Consider the following 15,840-nt stretch of genomic DNA (forward strand, 5'->3'; position numbering starts at 1 on the left):
GCGCCGGGCCATGCCCGGCGGAGACCCTCAACCGCCTTCCGGCTTCCGGCACGCCGGGTTGCCCATCGCATTGTGGTAATCGCGGTCGAAGCAGCGCAGGAAGGCATCGAGCACATCGAGATTCGGCGGCCAAGGGGCATCCACCTGCTGCCCGCCTTTGGTAGTGAAGTGGAAACGACCGTTCTTGATGTTCTCCGCCATCGTGGGTGGCGTCGGTATCGCGACCAGCGCGGCACGTGCCTTTTCCAGTCCGCTGCGATCACGCCGCAGGAACGCGATCGTGCCGTCCACGTAGGCGTTCCAGTAGCCGGGGTCGGTGTCCTTCGGCTTGTAGGTGCGCTGCATCAGCGCAATCGCCTGCGCGGTTTGCCCAAGCTCCGCGCGCAGCTGCCCTTCGTGCCAGATGAGGGTGGTGTTGCCCGTCGCCTTGGGCAATGCCGCATACGCGGCCAGCAGGTCCGCGGCTTCCTGGGTGCAGCCGCGATCGGCCAGCGGGCGCCAGCCCCCGTCCATGTCCTGGTCGAACATGCCCGGTTCCATCGCCAGCATCGCCGCGCGGTCGTAGCCGCAGTCAGGAGCCTGCGGCGGTTCGGCGCTCGCGCCCATGGCCACGGCCAGTGCGAGGAAAAGCGGCGTCATCACAACCTCCGTGTCGATGATATTGGGATACCTTAGCGGACTACGAGGGAGGCTGCCGGCCAGCGGCCGGCACTACCGTCTTCAGTCGCCGAGCAGGGCGGTGTTGCGTACGGCGCCCTTGTCGGCGCTGGTGGCCAGCAGGGCATAGGCCTTCAACGCGCTGGTGACTTTGCGTGGTCGCGGTGCGCGCGGCTTCCAGCCCCGTGCATCGGCGTCGGCGCGGCGCTGGGCCAGCGTCGCCTCCTCCACCAGCAGGTCGATGCGGCGGGCCGGGATGTCGATGCGGATGCGGTCGCCATCCTCCACCAGTCCGATCACACCGCCGCTGGCCGCTTCCGGCGAAACGTGGCCGATCGACAGGCCCGAGGTGCCACCGGAGAATCGGCCGTCGGTCAGCAATGCGCACTGCTTGCCCAGGCCTTTCGATTTCAGGTAGCTGGTCGGGTACAGCATCTCCTGCATGCCCGGGCCGCCCTTCGGGCCTTCGTAGCGGATCACCACCACCTCGCCGGGCTTCACTTCATCGGCAAGAATGCCGGCCACGGCGGCGTCCTGGCTTTCGAACACGCGCGCATTGCCTTCGAACACGTGGATCGATTCGTCCACGCCTGCCGTCTTCACCACGCAACCGTCGACGGCGAGGTTGCCGCGCAGCACGGCCAGCCCGCCTTCCTGCGAATAGGCATGTCCGAGTGCGCGGATGCAGCCTTCGGCGCGATCCTGGTCCAGCGACGGCCAGCGCGTGGCCTGGCTGAAGGCCTCCTGGGTGGGAATGCCGGCGGGACCGGCCTTGAAGAAGGTGTGCAGGGTGTCGTTGTCGCTGCGCATCACGTCCCAGCGATCGAGTGCTTCACCGAGCGTGGCGCTGTGCACGGTCGGCACCGAGGTATCCAGCAGGCCGGCGCGATCCAGTTCACCGAGGATGCCGAACACACCACCGGCGCGGTGCACGTCCTCGATGTGGTACTTCGGCGTGTTCGGCGCCACCTTGCACAGCTGCGGCACGCGCCGCGACAGTGCATCGATGTGGGTCAGGTCGAAGTCGACCTCGCCTTCCTGCGCGGCGGCCAGCAGGTGCAGGATGGTATTGGTCGAGCCGCCCATGGCGATGTCCAGGGTCATGGCGTTGGCGAACGCGGCCTGGGTGGCGATGCCGCGCGGCAGCGCACGCGGGTCTTCGCCGCCATACCAGCGGTGGCAGAGTTCGACGATCAGGCGGCCGGCGCGACGGAACAACGCTTCGCGGTCGGCATGCGTGGCCAGCGTGGTGCCGTTGCCCGGCAGCGACAGGCCCAGTGCTTCGGTCAGGCAGTTCATCGAGTTGGCGGTGAACATGCCCGAGCACGAGCCACACGTGGGGCAGGCGCTGCGCTCGTAGTCGGCGACCTTCTCGTCCGAAGCGCTGTCATCGGCAGCGACGACCATCGCGTCGACCAGGTCCAGCTTGTGCTCGGACAGCTTCGTCTTGCCGGCTTCCATCGGTCCGCCGGAGACGAACACCACCGGGATGTCCAGGCGCAGCGCCGCCATCAGCATGCCGGGGGTGATCTTGTCGCAGTTGCTGATGCACACCAGCGCATCGGCACAGTGGGCGTTGACCATGTATTCAACGGCGTCGGCGATGATCTCGCGGCTGGGCAGCGAGTACAGCATGCCGTCGTGGCCCATGGCGATGCCGTCGTCCACGGCGATGGTGTTGAATTCCTTGGCGACGCCGCCAACCTGTTCGATCTCGCGCGCGACCAGCTGGCCAAGGTCCTTCAGGTGCACGTGGCCGGGCACGAACTGGGTGAAGGAGTTGGCGATGGCGATGATCGGCTTGTGGAAGTCGCCATCCTTCATGCCGGTGGCACGCCACAGGGCGCGGGCACCGGCCATGTTGCGGCCGGCGGTGGAGGTGCGGGAGCGGTATTCGGGCATGGCTGGCGGAACGGGCGGGCCGTACGACGTGGGGGTCGGTTGATCATGGCCAATTTTTTCGGTTGCTGCTGCAACCACCGGAGGCGGTCCGGCAGGGCTGCGCCCTGCACCTGCCGAATCAACGTCAACGTCAAAATCAAAAGCGGGCTATCCGCGGGATGGCGGGGTGGCCGTGGGCCAGTAGATCCACGCCATGCGTGGATGGATCGAGGGAGAGGACGACGAAAATGAAATTCCGTTCATCTTTCCTACTTTGCCGATTCCGGTTGTTGGCCCGGATTTGGCATGATGGGGCATTGTTCCGACTTGAAGGCATGAGGCCATGAAACGTTCCCGCACCACCGCGCTGCTGCTGATGAGCGCTGCGCCGCTGCTGTTCACTGCCTGCCAGAAGGAAGAGCAGGTGCAGGTGCAGGAAGGCCTGTATACCTCGGTGGAGGCCTGCACCACGGCTACCGCTGATCCTTCGGCGTGCCGCAACGCGTTTGCCGAGGCGCAGAAGAAGTCTGCCGACGCAGCGCCGAAGTACGCGACCAAGGAAGCCTGCGAACAGGATTACAAGCCTGAGCAGTGCGTGCAGCAGCACACCTCGGCCGGCACCTCGTTCATCGGTCCGATGATGATGGGGTTCTTCATGTCGCAGATGCTGAGCAACCGCGGTGGCCTGGCCCCGCAGGCGCCGGCTTCGGCGCCGGCCTACCAGGACAAGAGCGCCGGTTGGGCGCGTCCTGCGCCGGGCGGCAGCGGCGGCCTGAACACCGCCAGCGGCATCGGCGCGGGCAAGGCCGGGCTGGCCCCGGTCAGCAGCGAACCGAACCGTGCGGTGACCGCCAGCCGCAGCGGCTTCGGCAGCACCAGTGCGCGCCGCAGCGGCAGCAGCGTCGGCGGCTGATCGACCCATGCAACGTATCCGTATTGCCGAGCGCGCCCAGTGGCGGGCGCGCGCGGAGGAAGCCGGTTTCCGCTTCCACACCATCGACGGCCAGCCGTACTGGGATGAAAGCGCGTATTACGCGTTCACCCTGCGCCAGATCGAACAGGACATCGAAGACCCCAGCGCCGAACTGCACCAGATGGCGATGGACCTGGTCGGCGATGTCATCGCCAGCGAGCGCCTGATGGACCAGCTGGCGATCCCCGCGCATTACCGCGACTGGATCGCCGACAGCTGGCGCCAGCGCCAGCCGCACCTGTACGGGCGCCTGGACCTGGCCTACGACGGCACCGGCCCGGCCAAGCTGTACGAACTGAACTACGACACGCCGACCTCTCTGTTCGAAGCCAGCTTCTTCCAGTGGCAGTGGCTGGAGGACCAGCGCAACGCCGGCCGCCTGCCGCAGCACGCCGATCAGTTCAACGCGATCCATGAAGCCCTGGTCGAACGCTTCGGCGAACTGGCCACGCAGCTGCCGCCGCCGCTGTATTTCAGTGCGGTGGGCAGCTCGGACGAAGACCGCGGTACGGTCGAGTATCTGCGCGACTGCGCGTCGCAGACGGGCCTGCACGGGCAGGCGATCGCCATCGAGGACATCGGCCTGTCCGAAGACGGGCGCTTCACCGCGCTGGACGATACGGTCATCGGCACGCTGTTCAAGCTGTACCCGCTGGAAGACCTGATGGCCGAGGAATTCGGTCGCGCGCTGCCGGGCTCGGGCGTGCAGCTGCTGGAGCCGGCGTGGAAGGCGGTGCTGAGCAACAAGGGCATCCTGCCGCTGCTGTGGCAGCGCAACGTCGGCCATCCGAACCTGCTGGAAGCACACTTCGATGACGGCAGCGCGCTGGCCTCGGGCTGGGTGCGCAAGCCGCTGTTCTCGCGCGAAGGTGCCAACATCGAGATGCACCTGGCCGACGGCAGCACGCAGCGCAGCGACGGTCCGTACGACGGTCCGGCGATCCTCCAGCGTGCGCATCCGCTCACCCGCTTCGAAGGCGGTTACCCGCTGATCGGCAGCTGGGTGATCGGCGACCACGCCTGCGGCATCGGCATCCGCGAGGACGACAGCGCGATCACCCGCGACAGTGCGCGCTTCGTGCCGCACGCGATCATCGACGAAGCGCCGACGCGGATCTACGTCTGATGGCGGTGCAACGCCCGCCCGGTCGGCGCGGGCGTCCTGCTCCCGTGCCGGGCCGTCACTTCGACGATGGTCGCGGCCTGAAAGCGTTCGCCGACCGCATCGCGGTGCGCTGCCACCGCTGCGATACGCCGGGCTGGGTGCTGGCGAGCTGGCAGCCCTACCGTTGGACGGTGCGTTTCCGCTGCACCGGCTGCAGCGTTGCGCTGGACAGTGGCGACTGGGTGGGCGCGGTGTGCATGCAGGGACGCCGGCCGTGCGGGTACTGCGGGCACCAATGGCTGTATGTGCATCGCCGGATAGCGTCGGGCGTTCGTTCGCCGGCCACCTTTCCCGCGCGATGTGGGCAATGTGGGCGCAGCAGCGATGTCGACGTGTCGGCCACCCCGCTGCGCGATGCCGAGCCGGCTGATCCGCACTTCGGCCTGCCGCTGCATCTTGTTGAACCCACCCGTGCCGGCTTGCTGTGGGCCTACAACGCCGAACACCTGCAGGCGCTGCACGACTACGCCGCAGCCACGCTGCGTGAGCACGGCGGCGTACGCAACAGTTCGATGTTCTCGCGCCTGCCGCAGTGGATGAAACTGGCCCGCAACCGGGTGCTGCTTCAGCGCGCGGTGGAACGATTGCAGCGGCGGCGGCTGCAGGGGTAGTGCCGGCCGCTGGCCGGCAACCGCTGTGGGTAGAGGCCGACCTTGGTCGGCGCCGTTGATGGTGTGCCAACCAAGGCGATGTGTCGGTAGCGCCGGGCCATGCCCGGCGGTTGTGGTGATCCGCCGGCCAGCGGCCGCCACTACCCTTTACAGCAGCCCTTCGCGCTTCACCGCCAGATAGCGCTCCACCAGTGCGGCGGGCAGCGCGTCGGCGGTCACGTCCAGCACCATCACCCGTTCGGCACGCAGCGCGTCATGCGCCTGCGCGCGCTGTTGCAGGTACAGCGCGGCCGCACCGGCCTGCGCGGCATCTTCCACCGTGTGCACCTCACCTTCCAGGGCAGCATCCAGTTCGCGCTCGCGCAGGCTGGCTACGCATACCAGATGACGGCGCTGCAGCAGGCGCACCGCCGCAAGCAGGTCTTCGATGTCCTCGTCGCGCACGTTGCTGACCAGCATCACCAGCGCGCGCCGGGGCTGGCGCAGTGAGACTTCGGTGGCGGCAGCCAGGTAATCGGTGGCCACGGCCTGTGGCTGCAGGTCGTAGCTGGCGCGCAGCAGGTGCTGCACCGTGTCCATGCCGCGCTGCGGCGCCACCCAGCGACGCTCGCCGCCTACCGCGAACAGGCCGGCAGCATCGCCCTGGCGCAATGCCAGGTAGGCCACCACCAGCGAGGCGTTCAAGGCATGGTCGAAATGCGAGAGCCCACCTTCGCTGGCCAGCATGCGCCGGCCGCTGTCGAGCATCAGCAGCAGCTGCTGGTTCTTCTCGTCCTGGTACTCGCGCGAGATCAGCTTGCGCGCGCGGGCCGTGGCCTTCCAGTCGAGCTGGCGCAGGCTGTCGCCGATGCGGTACTCGCGCATCTGGTGGAAGTCGGTGCCTTCGCCGCGGCGGCGCTTCACATGGGCACCGACCAGGCGCGAGGCCTGGTCGGCGCTGAACAGCGCAAATCGGGTGAGTGGCACGAAGTTGGGATAGACCCGCACCTCCAGCGCCGGTGGCAGCGTGCGTTGCTGCCACCACAACCGCCACGGCGAGCGGATGCGCAGCTGCACGCCTTCGAAGGCAAAGCGGCCGCGCTGCTGCGGCTGCACGTGGTAATGCAGCGAACTGGCATGGCCCGCCCGCAACTGCACGCGTTGCGGCAGTGATTCCAGTGGCCAACCGCCTGGCACCAGATCGAATACCTGTACCTGCATGGCCTGCCCGGATTGCAGGCGCAGGCCGATCTCGCGGCGCACGCCCAGTGCCAGGGCTTCGGGCACGTCGCGCTCGACGCTGGGCGATGGTCGTCGCCGCTGCCGCCACAGATCAACCAGTGCCAGCACCGCAACCAGTGCACCGGCCAGTGCCCAGCTCCAGCGTGGCAGCAGCCCGGCCAGCACCACGCCGCCCAGCGCGGCCCAGGCCAACAACAACGCCAGCAGCAGCGGCGCAGGCCTCATCGGCGCGGCGCTTCCACCTTGGCCAGCAGCGCACCCAGCACGTCGTCGGCACCCTGGCCTTCGATCTGCAGCTCCGGTGCCAATGCGATGCGGTGGCGCAGGGCAGGGCGGGCGATGTCGCGCACATCATCGGGGGTGACGAAGTCACGACCGGCCAGCACCGCCTGCGCGCGCGAGGCACGCACCAGGGCAATGCTGCCGCGCGGGCCGGCACCGACGGCGATGCCTGGCCACTGCCGGGTGGCGGCCACGATGCGCACCGCGTAGTCGATCACTTCGTCATCCACGGTGATTGCCGCGGTGGCCTGCTGCAACGCCAGCAGTTCGCCGGCACCGAGCACGCGCGGCACCTGGCTCAGGTCGAAATCACTGGCGGCACGGCCGCTGGTGATCGCCGCGACCATGCGCTTCTCGTCCTCCAGCTGCGGATAGTCGATCAGCACCTTCAGCAGGAAACGGTCCAGCTGCGCTTCCGGCAGCGGATAGGTGCCTTCCTGTTCCAGCGGGTTCTGCGTGGCCAGCGCCATGAACGGCGGTGCCAGGGTGAAGGCCTTGCCTTCGATGGTGACCTGGCCTTCCTGCATCACTTCCAGCAGCGCGGACTGGGTCTTGGCCGGGGCCCGGTTGATCTCGTCGGCCAGCAGCAGGTTGGTGAACACCGGGCCGCGACGGATCTTGAAGCTCTCGCTCTTCGGGTCGTACACCGCATGGCCGCTGACGTCGCTGGGCATCAGGTCGGGGGTGAACTGCACGCGGCCATAGTCCAGTTCCAGTGCCTGCGCCAGCGCGCGCACCAGCAGGGTCTTGCCGAGGCCGGGCACGCCTTCGATCAGCACGTGGCCACCGGCCAGCAGGGCGACCAGGATCTGGTCGAGCACATCGGCCTGGCCGATGAAGGCGTGGCCGACGGCCTGGCGGATGGCGTCGACGCGTTCGATCAGGCGGGCGGTGGCGGCCGCCGGAAGTTCAGGGGCATCGGTCATAGCAGGGATCTCATCTGGAGCAGCAAGCGGATGCGCTCGCGCAGGGCGGAGGAATCATGCGGCGAAGGCGGAGTGAGTGCACTGGCGACTCGACTGACGGGCCATTGCAACACTGCGGCGATGGCCTGGTCACGCGCAGCACCGTCGAGCGCCGCAGCGACGGGCGCGCGCAGGCGCAAGCGGTGCAGGAACAGCGCCTGCACGGCCAGGTACAGGCGCGTGCCATGGCCGAAGCGCAGCAGCAGTTCGCCACTGGCGCGGACGTGTTCCAGCAACGAACGGCGTTCGACCACCGGCGCGGGCAGGGCACTGCCGAAGCGTTGCGCGCGTGACCACAGCCAGCCGAGGATCGCCAGCAGCAGCGGCACCCACAGCGGCCAGCCCTGGTAGAAGATGCGCGCGCCCAGCGATGGCGGGCGGCTGCCGTACACCAGCCACATCGTGCCGCGCCCATAGTTGGGATCGAGCAGGTAGCGCGTCAGGTCGCGGTGGGAGAGGTCATGCAGGCCATCGCGGGCAACGGCATCGGCGTCGACCGTGCGGCGGCGTGTTGATGCGGACGGGCCTTCACCGCGCATGACGTCCATGTCCGCCAGCACGTCGATGCGGCCCTTGCCGTGCGGCAGGCGCGCGAACACCAGTCCTTCCTGGCCACCCCAGCGGCGCTCGGCCGTGGCGTTGGCCTGGAAGCCCAGGCTGAAGCGCCGGCCGCCGCAGAACTCGACGTGGCTGGGATCATCCACCACGTGGAAGGGTTGGCAGTCGCTGCCATGGAACAGGCTGTCCACGCCGATCCTGTCCAGCAGGGGGCCCTGCGTGCTGCTGGCATCGTCCTCGGCCGGTGGCTGCGTGCGCAGCAGCAGATGGCCACCCGTGCCGACCCAGTCCAGCAGGGCCTGCGCAGTGCGCGGCGGCATGTCGGCGGTATCCTGCAGCAGCACCACCGTATCGGTGGCGGCCAGTGGCATCTGTGCCAGGTCCAGCCGCTGCCGGGACTGCACCTCGATGCCGTCGGCGCGCAGCGCCTGGCCCAGCACATACAGCGGGTTGTAGCTGGCTTCGCCCTGCGGCGGCAGCACGATGGTCTCGGTCACCTTTTCATGCGTGCGCAGGAACAGGATGGTCAGCGGCACCCCGAGCAGGACCAGCGCGCCGAGCAGCAACGACCAGAACAGGCGCGGGCTCATGCCTGCCACCCGTACTGCTGGCGCAGCGTGCTGGCCAACGCGTCGAAATCGCTGCGGGTAGGCAGGCGCCCGCCGTAGGCGGCGTACTGCCACATGCGCACGATGCGCGCGAACAGTTCACGGTCGGTGCTGTCGGACATGCGCCGCGAGGCACGCAGGCACTGTGATTCGGTGGCACCGGGCGGCAACGCGATGCCGGTGCGCTCCACCAGCGTGCGCACGCTGGCGCGATACAGCAGCGCCAGTGCCTGCCGCGGCCGTCCTTGGTCCCACAGCAGCCCGGCCTGGGTCGCCACATCCGGCGGCAGCACCACCGGCATTTCCACCTGCTCTTCGGTAATCTGCGGTGCCTGCTTTTCCTTGCGGCGGCCGGAACCGCGCAACCACGGCAGCCACAGCCGCGCGGTCAACAGCAGCACCAGCAGCAGGACCCCCAACAGCCCCCACAGGCCCCATTCGGCGAGCCGGGCCAGCCACAACTGGCCGCTCTTGCGCGACGTACGGTCCGCGTTGCTGCTGCTGTCCTTCTGCAGCTCTTTCTTGTCTTTCTGCTTCTCGGCGGCGTCTTCGATCGGCTTCCATCGGCTGACCTGCCGCGTCGGCCGCTGCAGCGGATCTTCGTAGGCGCGGTTCACGGCCTGGCGGAAGCCAGCGGTATCCACCGGCGTGTCGCCGAAGATCACCGCCGTTGTATTGGCCGGATCGTTTTCCGCAGTGGCCGCTTCTTCGGCTTCTTCAGCGTCTTCCGCTTCTGCGTCTTCAGCGGCGTTGGCCGTGGCGGTCTGCGCGGCGTCCGGCGTGTCGGCGTCCTGTGCGTGCACGGGCGCCAACGGCAGCGCCAGGCACAACAGCAGCAGCAACGAAGAGGCGACCGGCAGCAGGCGTTCGCGCAGGCGGCGCAGTGCGATTTCCACGTCCCAGGCTTCCATCTGCGTGCGTCGGTTCAAGTACAGGCCGAAGCCGGCACCCACGTAGAACGGCCCGATCAGCGCCGCCGCCAGCCAGCACAACAGGTTGAGGCCAAGCTTGGCCCACGCAGGCGCCTCCACGCTGACCATCGCCCACGCTGCGCGCCAGGATTCGGGCAGCAGTTCCAGCGGGATGAAGATGAAGATAGTGGCGATCGCGCCCACCACCAGCACCAGCTCGAATGCCAGGCAGATCACCGCCAGCACCAGCGCAGGGCCCGCAGCGCCGGCGGCGACTGCACGCCGGCGTGGGCCACGCTGGGCGGGCGCATTGCCCTCCAGCAGATTGACCGGCAGGCACAGGCTGCGCAGGCCGCTGAACCGGCGCCAGCCCAGATAGCCCCAGAAGCCGCTGCCGCCCCACTGCCGCTGTGCGCGCAGCGCATCGCGCGGGCCGACCCGTTCGCCGAAGATGCCGCGCGAGAGCACGTACAGCGGTGCGCGTTCGAACAACGGTTTGCACCACCACATCGCCAGCCACGCCCAGCCGAAGGCATCCAGCCACCAGGCCAGTGCATTGAACAGCACGAACAACGGTGCACTGGCCAGCAGCCAGCTGCCCCACACACCGCGGGCGTGGCGGCGGGCCAGCGCGCTGCCCAGCTCCATCGCTTCCCAGCTGCTGCGCGCGCGCAGCACCACGTCCAGGTGGTCAATCCGCATGGCCACCTCCGCGTCCACCGCGCCACAGCCACAGCAGCACGCCGGCCCACAGCACGCCGGCCACGCTGAACTTCACTGCGGCCGGAATGTCGGCGATGGAAGACCAGAACGCTTCCACGAACGCGGCCAGCAGCAGCATGAAGGCCACGCCCAGGCACAGCCGCGCGCCGATGCGCCCGCCTTCGACCAGCGCATCCAGGCGGCGCCGCCGCCCGGGAGCCAGCAGTTTCATGCCCAGCTGCAGGCCGGCGCCGCCGGCAATCACGATCGCGGTCAGCTCGAATGCACCGTGGCCGGCCACAAAGCGCCAGAACGGGCCGCCATGGCCGATGTGCTGCAGGTGGCCGGCGACCGCGCCGATGGTGATGCCATTGAAGAGCAGCACCAGCAGCGTGCCCAACCCCGCCAGCAGGCCGCTGGCGAAGGTGCGCAGGGCGATGCTGATGTTGTTCATGATGTAGTAGCCGAACATCATCCAGTCGGTGCCGCTGTCGCGGCCCAGGCGCTCGGCGGATGGATCGTACATGCGCTCCATCTCGGCGATCTGGCCGTTGTCCATCAGCAGGTGGATGCTGTCCGGGTACACCTGCACCAGCACGAAGCAGGCCAGCGCCGGCACTGCGAACATCGCCAGCGCTGCCCACATGCTGCGCGCCTGGCTGCGCACCAGCAGCGGAAAATCAGCAACCAGGAATTCCAGCGCGCGCCGCCAGCGGGTCGGCGGCGTGCGGTACAGCACGCCATGGCCGTGCTGCATCAACTGCTGCAGGCGTTGCACCAGCTGCGGGCTGTAGCCGCGTTCGCGGGCCAGCGCCAGCTGCTGGCACAGCCGTCGGTAACGCTGCGGGAAGCTGACATCGCCGGCTTCTTCCGCGCCCGGCCTGCGCCGGCGCCGACGCGAGGCACCGGCGCGATGCTGCAGCCACTGCTCCAGGTCATGCCATTCCTGTTGATGGCGGGCGACGAACTGCTCCTGCTTCATCGTCGTCCCAGCAACCAGTTGGCCATTGCATACAGGCGCAGCACACCGACCTGGCCGGACGCGCTGGTCAACGGCTCGGCGATGCCGGCCAGTTCCTGCTGGCGTGCGGGTGACAGGCGTGGCGCGCGCTCGGCGAAGGCCATCACCGCCGCCTGCTCCTCCGGCCGCAGCGGTTGCGGCGGCGCCAGCGCGCTGTCGATGGTGGCCGGCGGCGGCAGGTAATGCGGCGGTGCATGCACCACCATCGTGCCGGCTACCAGATCGCCCAGGCGGCGGCCATGCGGATCGAACAAGCTGCTGATCAGGCCCAGTGCGTAGCCGAAAGGCAGCATGTCCACGGTGCGCAGCAGGTTGCGGGTGATCGAGGCCATCCAGCCCACCGGCGCGCCATCCTGCGCGAGCACCCGCAGGCCCAGCACGCGCTTGCCGAGGGTATGGCCCCACAGCGCTTCGCAGACGATGGGGTAGGCCCACATCAGCAGGAACATCAGCGCCATGTACAGGCCGCGGCCGAACTCATCGAGCAGGGCCAGCGGAATGGACAGCGCGGTGAGCGCGCCGAAGCGGACGGCCAGGTCGATCAGCCAGGCCAGCGCACGCGGCATCGGGCCGGCCGCAGGCAACTGCAGCGGCACGCCTTCCGGCGTTACCACCTCGCGGTAGGTATCGAGCATCGGCGCGGCCATCAGCGCGATGGCCGCCGAAGTGGGCGCTGGAGTCCTCTCCGGCGTGCAGCCACGGGCATGGGGGTCTCGACGGTTCCTGGTCGGGCCCAGACTTTAGCAGAGCCCGGCCATCGGCGAGGCGGCCTCAGCCCAGGTATTCGTCCTTCAGCCGCACGTAGTGGTCGGCCGAATAGTGCAGCGACTCGATCTCCTTGTCGCTGAGCGTGCGCGCCGGACGGGCAGGGTTGCCCACCCACAGCTCGCCTTCGCCCACCACCTTGCCGGGGCCGACTACCGCGCCGGCACCGACGAAGCCATGGCGCTCGATCCGGGCACCGTCGAGGATGCACGCGCCCATGCCGATCAGGCTGTAATCGCCGATGCTGCAGGCGTGGATGATGCAGCCATGGCCGACGGTGACGCCTTCGCCGATCAGGGTCGGGTAGCCGGCCTTGTTGTACGGGCTGTGGTGGCTGACGTGGATGATCGTGCCGTCCTGCACATTGGTGCGTGCACCGATGCGCACGAAATTGACGTCGCCACGGATGACCGTGCCCGGCCAGATCGATACGTCATCGGCCAGTTCGACATCACCGATGATCGTGCAGGCCGGATCGACATACACGCGCTGGCCGAGCACCGGCATCTTGTCGCGGAAGGGGCGCAGCGGGGTCATCGGCATCTCCGGAAGAGCAGGGCAATCGCGATGATGATACCGCGTGCAGCACGCAGCCCAGCCGGTAGTGCCGGCCGCTGGCCGGCACCCGCAGAGGTGCTGCCGAAGGTGTATCGGGTTGCCGGCCAGCGGCCGGCACTACCCCTTAGTGCTGCGCGTGTTCGGCCAGCATCTGCCGGAACAGGGCATCCAGCCATGGACCATCGCCATGCCCGGCGGGCAGCTGCGGACCCTCGGCGCGCGTGGCCATTTCCTGGTCGATGTAGTCGCTGATGGCGATGATGCGGGGACCGGCCGTCACTTCGGCGCTGGCACGCTTGACCACCAGCAGCGCTTCGATCGCCCCGCGTACCGGGCCATCCGGCAGCAAACGCTCCAGCAGATGCTCGAATGCCATGGGCGGCGGGCTGGACTCGCTTTCGATCCACTGGCAGGCCAGCAGCGCGCGCAGCACGTACAGATACTTCTTGGTGCTGATGGCCCCGCCGCCGAGATGTCGGCTGTACGTGGTGCGCGCCATGCTCATGTAGTGCCACCAGCTGCCCAGCGGCGAGTAGAAGCGCTGGGCAGCCTCCCAGAGCTGCGCCACGGCGGCATCGTTCTGCTGGTAGATGATCGGCGAACGCAGCCATTCGATCAGCGTCGGGTTCGACTTGGATACCAGCCGCATTGCCTTGCGCAAATCCCAGCCGCTGACGTCCAGCTCGTCGTCGATCGGCAGTTCGATCACATCGCGCTGCGCCTCGCCCGGCCCGGTGCTCTCGTTGACACTCAGGTACCAGGGCTGGCGGTGCACGTAGATGAAGCGTGCATCGTAGTCGCTGTCCGGCGACGAGAAACCCCAGCCGCGGCTGCCCGATTCGCAGGCCAGCAGCACGCGCACGTCGTGCGTGCGTTCGATGTCGGCCAGGGTGGCCAGGATGGCGGCGCGCTTGTCCGCCGCGATCGGATGGATGTCGTCCATGCAAGGAAGCTCCTGCTGTTGTTGCGTCGAGCCCATCGACTCTACAGGCAGCAGGCGGATACGTGTAGCGCCAGGCCATGCCCGGCGCACGCGATCATTGGGGCTATGCCACGCGTCCGCGCCGTGCGCGCTCCAGGTGCACCAGCAGCAGCGAGATCGCCGCCGGGGTCATGCCCGGAATGCGCTGGGCCTGGCCGATGGTCTGCGGACGCACGCGCTCGAGCTTCTGCAGCGCTTCGGCCGACAGCCCGCGCACGATGGCGTAGTCGAAATCGCCGGCAATCGGCGTTGCTTCATGGCGCTGCTGGCGCTCGATCTCCTCGCGCTGGCGATCCAGGTAACCGGCGTACTTCACCCCGATCTCCACCTGTTCGGCCACCTTGCCATCGGCCACGGCCGGGCCGAGCGAGGGCACCCGCATCAGCTGTGCGTAATCCAGTTCCGGGCGCTTGATCAGGTCCAGCACGTTGGTTTCGCGGCTGACCGCCACGCCCAGCGTTTCCTGCACTTCGCGGCCCAGCGCATTGGCCGGCGTGGCCCACAGCGCGCCCAGGCGCGTGCGCTCGGCGGCCACGGCAGCCTGCTTGGTTTCGAAGGCCCGCCAGCGACGATCATCGACCAGGTCCATGTCGCGGCCGGTCGGGGTCAGGCGCTGATCGGCGTTGTCTTCGCGCAGCTGCAGGCGGTACTCGGCGCGGCTGGTGAACATGCGGTACGGCTCGTTGGTGCCGTGGGTGATCAGGTCATCCACCAGCACGCCGAGGTAGGCTTCGTCGCGACGCGGGCACCAGCCCTCGAGGCCACGCACCTGGCGAGCGGCGTTGAGGCCGGCCAGCAGGCCCTGTGCGGCAGCTTCTTCATAACCGGTGGTGCCGTTGATCTGGCCGGCGAAGAACAGGCCGTTGACCAGCTTGGTTTCCAGCGAGGCCTTCAGCCCGCGTGGATCGAAGAAGTCGTACTCGATGGCATAGCCGGGGCGGGTGATGTGCGCGTTCTGGAAACCACGGATGCTGCGCACCATCTCCAGCTGCACGTCGAACGGCAGCGAGGTGGAAATGCCGTTGGGATAGATCTCGATGATGCCCAGGCCTTCGGGCTCGACGAAGATCTGGTGGCTGGCCTTCTCGGCAAAGCGCACCACCTTGTCCTCGATGGAGGGGCAGTAGCGCGGGCCGATGCCTTCGATCTGGCCGCTGTACAGCGGCGAACGGTGCAGGGCGTCGCGGATGATCTGGTGGGTCTGCTCGCTGGTGTGGGTGATCCAACAGCTGACCTGCTGCGGATGCTCATCCACCGAGCCGAGGAAGGACATCACCGGGCGCGGCGTGTCGCCGGGCTGTTCGTCCATCACGCCGTAGTCCAGCGAACGGCCGTCGATGCGCGGTGGCGTGCCGGTCTTCAGGCGGTCCACCTGGAACGGCCGCTCGCGCAGGCGTGCGGCCAGCGTGGTGGCGGGCGGATCGCCCATGCGGCCGGCTGCGTACTGGGTCGGGCCGACGTGGATCTTGCCGGCCAGGAAGGTGCCGGCGGTCAGCACCACGGCCTCGGCGTCGAAACGCAGGCCGGTCTGGGTGATGACCCCGCGCACGTGGTCGCCCTCGATGACCAGGTCATCCACCGCCGCCTGGAACACGGTCAGGTTGGCCTGGCCCTCGACGATGGCGCGGATCGCCATGCGGTACAGGTTGCGGTCGGCCTGGCAGCGGGTGGCGCGCACGGCCGGGCCCTTGGAGGCGTTGAGGGTGCGCCACTGGATGCCGGCGCGGTCGGCGGCATGCGCCATCGCACCGCCCAGGGCGTCGATTTCCTTGACCAGATGGCCCTTGCCGATGCCACCGATGGCCGGGTTGCAGCTCATCGCCCCCACCGTTTCGATGTTGTGGGTCAGCAACAGGGTGCGCACGCCGGTACGGGCCGCAGCCAGCGCGGCCTCGGTGCCGGCGTGGCCACCGCCGATGACGATGACGTCGTAACGATGGAAGGAATCGATCATGGGGGCTGTTCAGCAAGGGGCAGGCG

14 protein-coding genes are annotated in these 15,840 nt (G+C 68.4%); 3 read left to right on the forward strand and 11 right to left on the reverse strand.

All coding sequences use genetic code 11. From position 1 onward, the window contains the following. Positions 1-27 precede the first annotated feature (27 nt). Together ACUXVE_RS02255 and ilvD are read right to left on the reverse strand one after the other, a co-directional pair. Positions 28-639 carry a hypothetical protein gene (locus tag ACUXVE_RS02255; protein WP_222388169.1) on the reverse strand — a complete coding sequence of 204 codons (612 nt, stop codon included), beginning with the start codon at positions 637-639 and terminating at the stop codon, positions 28-30. Positions 640-720: 81 nt separating this feature from the next. Then, positions 721-2,559 (reverse strand): dihydroxy-acid dehydratase, encoded by a 1,839-nt coding sequence (gene ilvD / locus ACUXVE_RS02260; RefSeq protein ID WP_445513727.1) that lies wholly within the window; start codon positions 2,557-2,559, stop codon positions 721-723. 322 nt (positions 2,560-2,881) lie between these two features. Here ilvD and ACUXVE_RS02265 point away from each other — a divergent pair, with 322 nt between their 5' ends. Genes ACUXVE_RS02265 through ACUXVE_RS02275 form a run of 3 tightly spaced genes read left to right on the forward strand, consistent with a single transcriptional unit; the run spans position 2,882 to position 5,287 of the window. Further along, a complete protein-coding gene (locus tag ACUXVE_RS02265; RefSeq protein ID WP_032976852.1) occupies positions 2,882-3,451 on the forward strand; it encodes a DUF1190 domain-containing protein in 570 nt (189 codons plus the stop codon). Positions 3,452-3,458: 7 nt separating this feature from the next. Continuing rightward, positions 3,459-4,637 carry a glutathionylspermidine synthase family protein gene (locus tag ACUXVE_RS02270; protein ID WP_025877526.1) on the forward strand — a complete coding sequence of 393 codons (1,179 nt, stop codon included), beginning with the start codon at positions 3,459-3,461 and terminating at the stop codon, positions 4,635-4,637. Next, on the forward strand, positions 4,637-5,287 hold the full coding sequence (locus ACUXVE_RS02275; protein ID WP_222388171.1) for a hypothetical protein: 651 nt from the start codon (positions 4,637-4,639) through the stop codon (positions 5,285-5,287). Before ACUXVE_RS02270 ends, ACUXVE_RS02275 begins: the two co-directional genes overlap by 1 nt. Before the next feature lie 147 nt (positions 5,288-5,434). Here the strand turns inward: ACUXVE_RS02275 and ACUXVE_RS02280 are convergent, their stop codons facing one another. The 9 genes from ACUXVE_RS02280 to mnmG form a co-directional block, all read right to left on the reverse strand. Then, positions 5,435-6,733: a DUF58 domain-containing protein gene (locus tag ACUXVE_RS02280; protein ID WP_059065525.1), complete on the reverse strand. Its 1,299-nt coding sequence runs from the start codon at positions 6,731-6,733 to the stop codon at positions 5,435-5,437. Beyond that, complete coding sequence (locus ACUXVE_RS02285; RefSeq protein ID WP_025877520.1) at positions 6,730-7,716, reverse strand: AAA family ATPase; 987 nt, start codon at positions 7,714-7,716, stop codon at positions 6,730-6,732. The genes ACUXVE_RS02280 and ACUXVE_RS02285 overlap by 4 nt, the downstream gene beginning before the upstream one ends. Further along, entirely contained in the window at positions 7,713-8,903 is a 1,191-nt protein-coding gene (locus ACUXVE_RS02290; protein WP_154881221.1) for a DUF4350 domain-containing protein, read from the reverse strand. Before ACUXVE_RS02290 ends, ACUXVE_RS02285 begins: the two co-directional genes overlap by 4 nt. Further along, a complete protein-coding gene (locus tag ACUXVE_RS02295) occupies positions 8,900-10,534 on the reverse strand; it encodes a DUF4129 domain-containing protein (protein ID WP_445513728.1) in 1,635 nt (544 codons plus the stop codon). Before ACUXVE_RS02295 ends, ACUXVE_RS02290 begins: the two co-directional genes overlap by 4 nt. Then, entirely contained in the window at positions 10,524-11,516 is a 993-nt protein-coding gene (locus ACUXVE_RS02300) for a stage II sporulation protein M (protein ID WP_032976855.1), read from the reverse strand. Before ACUXVE_RS02300 ends, ACUXVE_RS02295 begins: the two co-directional genes overlap by 11 nt. Further along, entirely contained in the window at positions 11,513-12,202 is a 690-nt protein-coding gene (locus tag ACUXVE_RS02305; RefSeq protein WP_445513729.1) for an RDD family protein, read from the reverse strand. The genes ACUXVE_RS02300 and ACUXVE_RS02305 overlap by 4 nt, the downstream gene beginning before the upstream one ends. A gap of 124 nt (positions 12,203-12,326) precedes the next feature. Next, positions 12,327-12,857, reverse strand: a complete 531-nt coding sequence (locus ACUXVE_RS02310) for a gamma carbonic anhydrase family protein (RefSeq protein ID WP_093819425.1) — start codon at positions 12,855-12,857, stop codon at positions 12,327-12,329. A 145-nt stretch (positions 12,858-13,002) separates the two neighbouring features. After that, a complete protein-coding gene (locus tag ACUXVE_RS02315; protein WP_445513730.1) occupies positions 13,003-13,821 on the reverse strand; it encodes a nucleotidyltransferase domain-containing protein in 819 nt (272 codons plus the stop codon). Between the two features lie 103 nt (positions 13,822-13,924). Then, positions 13,925-15,814, reverse strand: a complete 1,890-nt coding sequence (gene mnmG / locus ACUXVE_RS02320) for a tRNA uridine-5-carboxymethylaminomethyl(34) synthesis enzyme MnmG (protein ID WP_445513731.1) — start codon at positions 15,812-15,814, stop codon at positions 13,925-13,927. Between the last annotated feature and the right edge of the window lie 26 nt (positions 15,815-15,840).

It is taken from the genome of Stenotrophomonas sp. 3(2025), from assembly GCF_052665395.1.

What these genes read in the sequence shown, in the direction of transcription:
- ACUXVE_RS02255 (WP_222388169.1), bottom strand. Translation starts at nt 639, where the DNA reads ATGACGCCGCTTTTCCTCGCACTGGCCGTGGCCATGGGCGCGAGCGCC.
- ilvD (WP_445513727.1), bottom strand. Translation starts at nt 2,559, where the DNA reads ATGCCCGAATACCGCTCCCGCACCTCCACCGCCGGCCGCAACATGGCC.
- ACUXVE_RS02265 (WP_032976852.1), top strand. Translation starts at nt 2,882, where the DNA reads ATGAAACGTTCCCGCACCACCGCGCTGCTGCTGATGAGCGCTGCGCCG.
- ACUXVE_RS02270 (WP_025877526.1), top strand. Translation starts at nt 3,459, where the DNA reads ATGCAACGTATCCGTATTGCCGAGCGCGCCCAGTGGCGGGCGCGCGCG.
- ACUXVE_RS02275 (WP_222388171.1), top strand. Translation starts at nt 4,637, where the DNA reads ATGGCGGTGCAACGCCCGCCCGGTCGGCGCGGGCGTCCTGCTCCCGTG.
- ACUXVE_RS02280 (WP_059065525.1), bottom strand. Translation starts at nt 6,733, where the DNA reads ATGAGGCCTGCGCCGCTGCTGCTGGCGTTGTTGTTGGCCTGGGCCGCG.
- ACUXVE_RS02285 (WP_025877520.1), bottom strand. Translation starts at nt 7,716, where the DNA reads ATGACCGATGCCCCTGAACTTCCGGCGGCCGCCACCGCCCGCCTGATC.
- ACUXVE_RS02290 (WP_154881221.1), bottom strand. Translation starts at nt 8,903, where the DNA reads ATGAGCCCGCGCCTGTTCTGGTCGTTGCTGCTCGGCGCGCTGGTCCTG.
- ACUXVE_RS02295 (WP_445513728.1), bottom strand. Translation starts at nt 10,534, where the DNA reads ATGCGGATTGACCACCTGGACGTGGTGCTGCGCGCGCGCAGCAGCTGG.
- ACUXVE_RS02300 (WP_032976855.1), bottom strand. Translation starts at nt 11,516, where the DNA reads ATGAAGCAGGAGCAGTTCGTCGCCCGCCATCAACAGGAATGGCATGAC.
- ACUXVE_RS02305 (WP_445513729.1), bottom strand. Translation starts at nt 12,202, where the DNA reads ATGGCCGCGCCGATGCTCGATACCTACCGCGAGGTGGTAACGCCGGAA.
- ACUXVE_RS02310 (WP_093819425.1), bottom strand. Translation starts at nt 12,857, where the DNA reads ATGACCCCGCTGCGCCCCTTCCGCGACAAGATGCCGGTGCTCGGCCAG.
- ACUXVE_RS02315 (WP_445513730.1), bottom strand. Translation starts at nt 13,821, where the DNA reads ATGGACGACATCCATCCGATCGCGGCGGACAAGCGCGCCGCCATCCTG.
- mnmG (WP_445513731.1), bottom strand. Translation starts at nt 15,814, where the DNA reads ATGATCGATTCCTTCCATCGTTACGACGTCATCGTCATCGGCGGTGGC.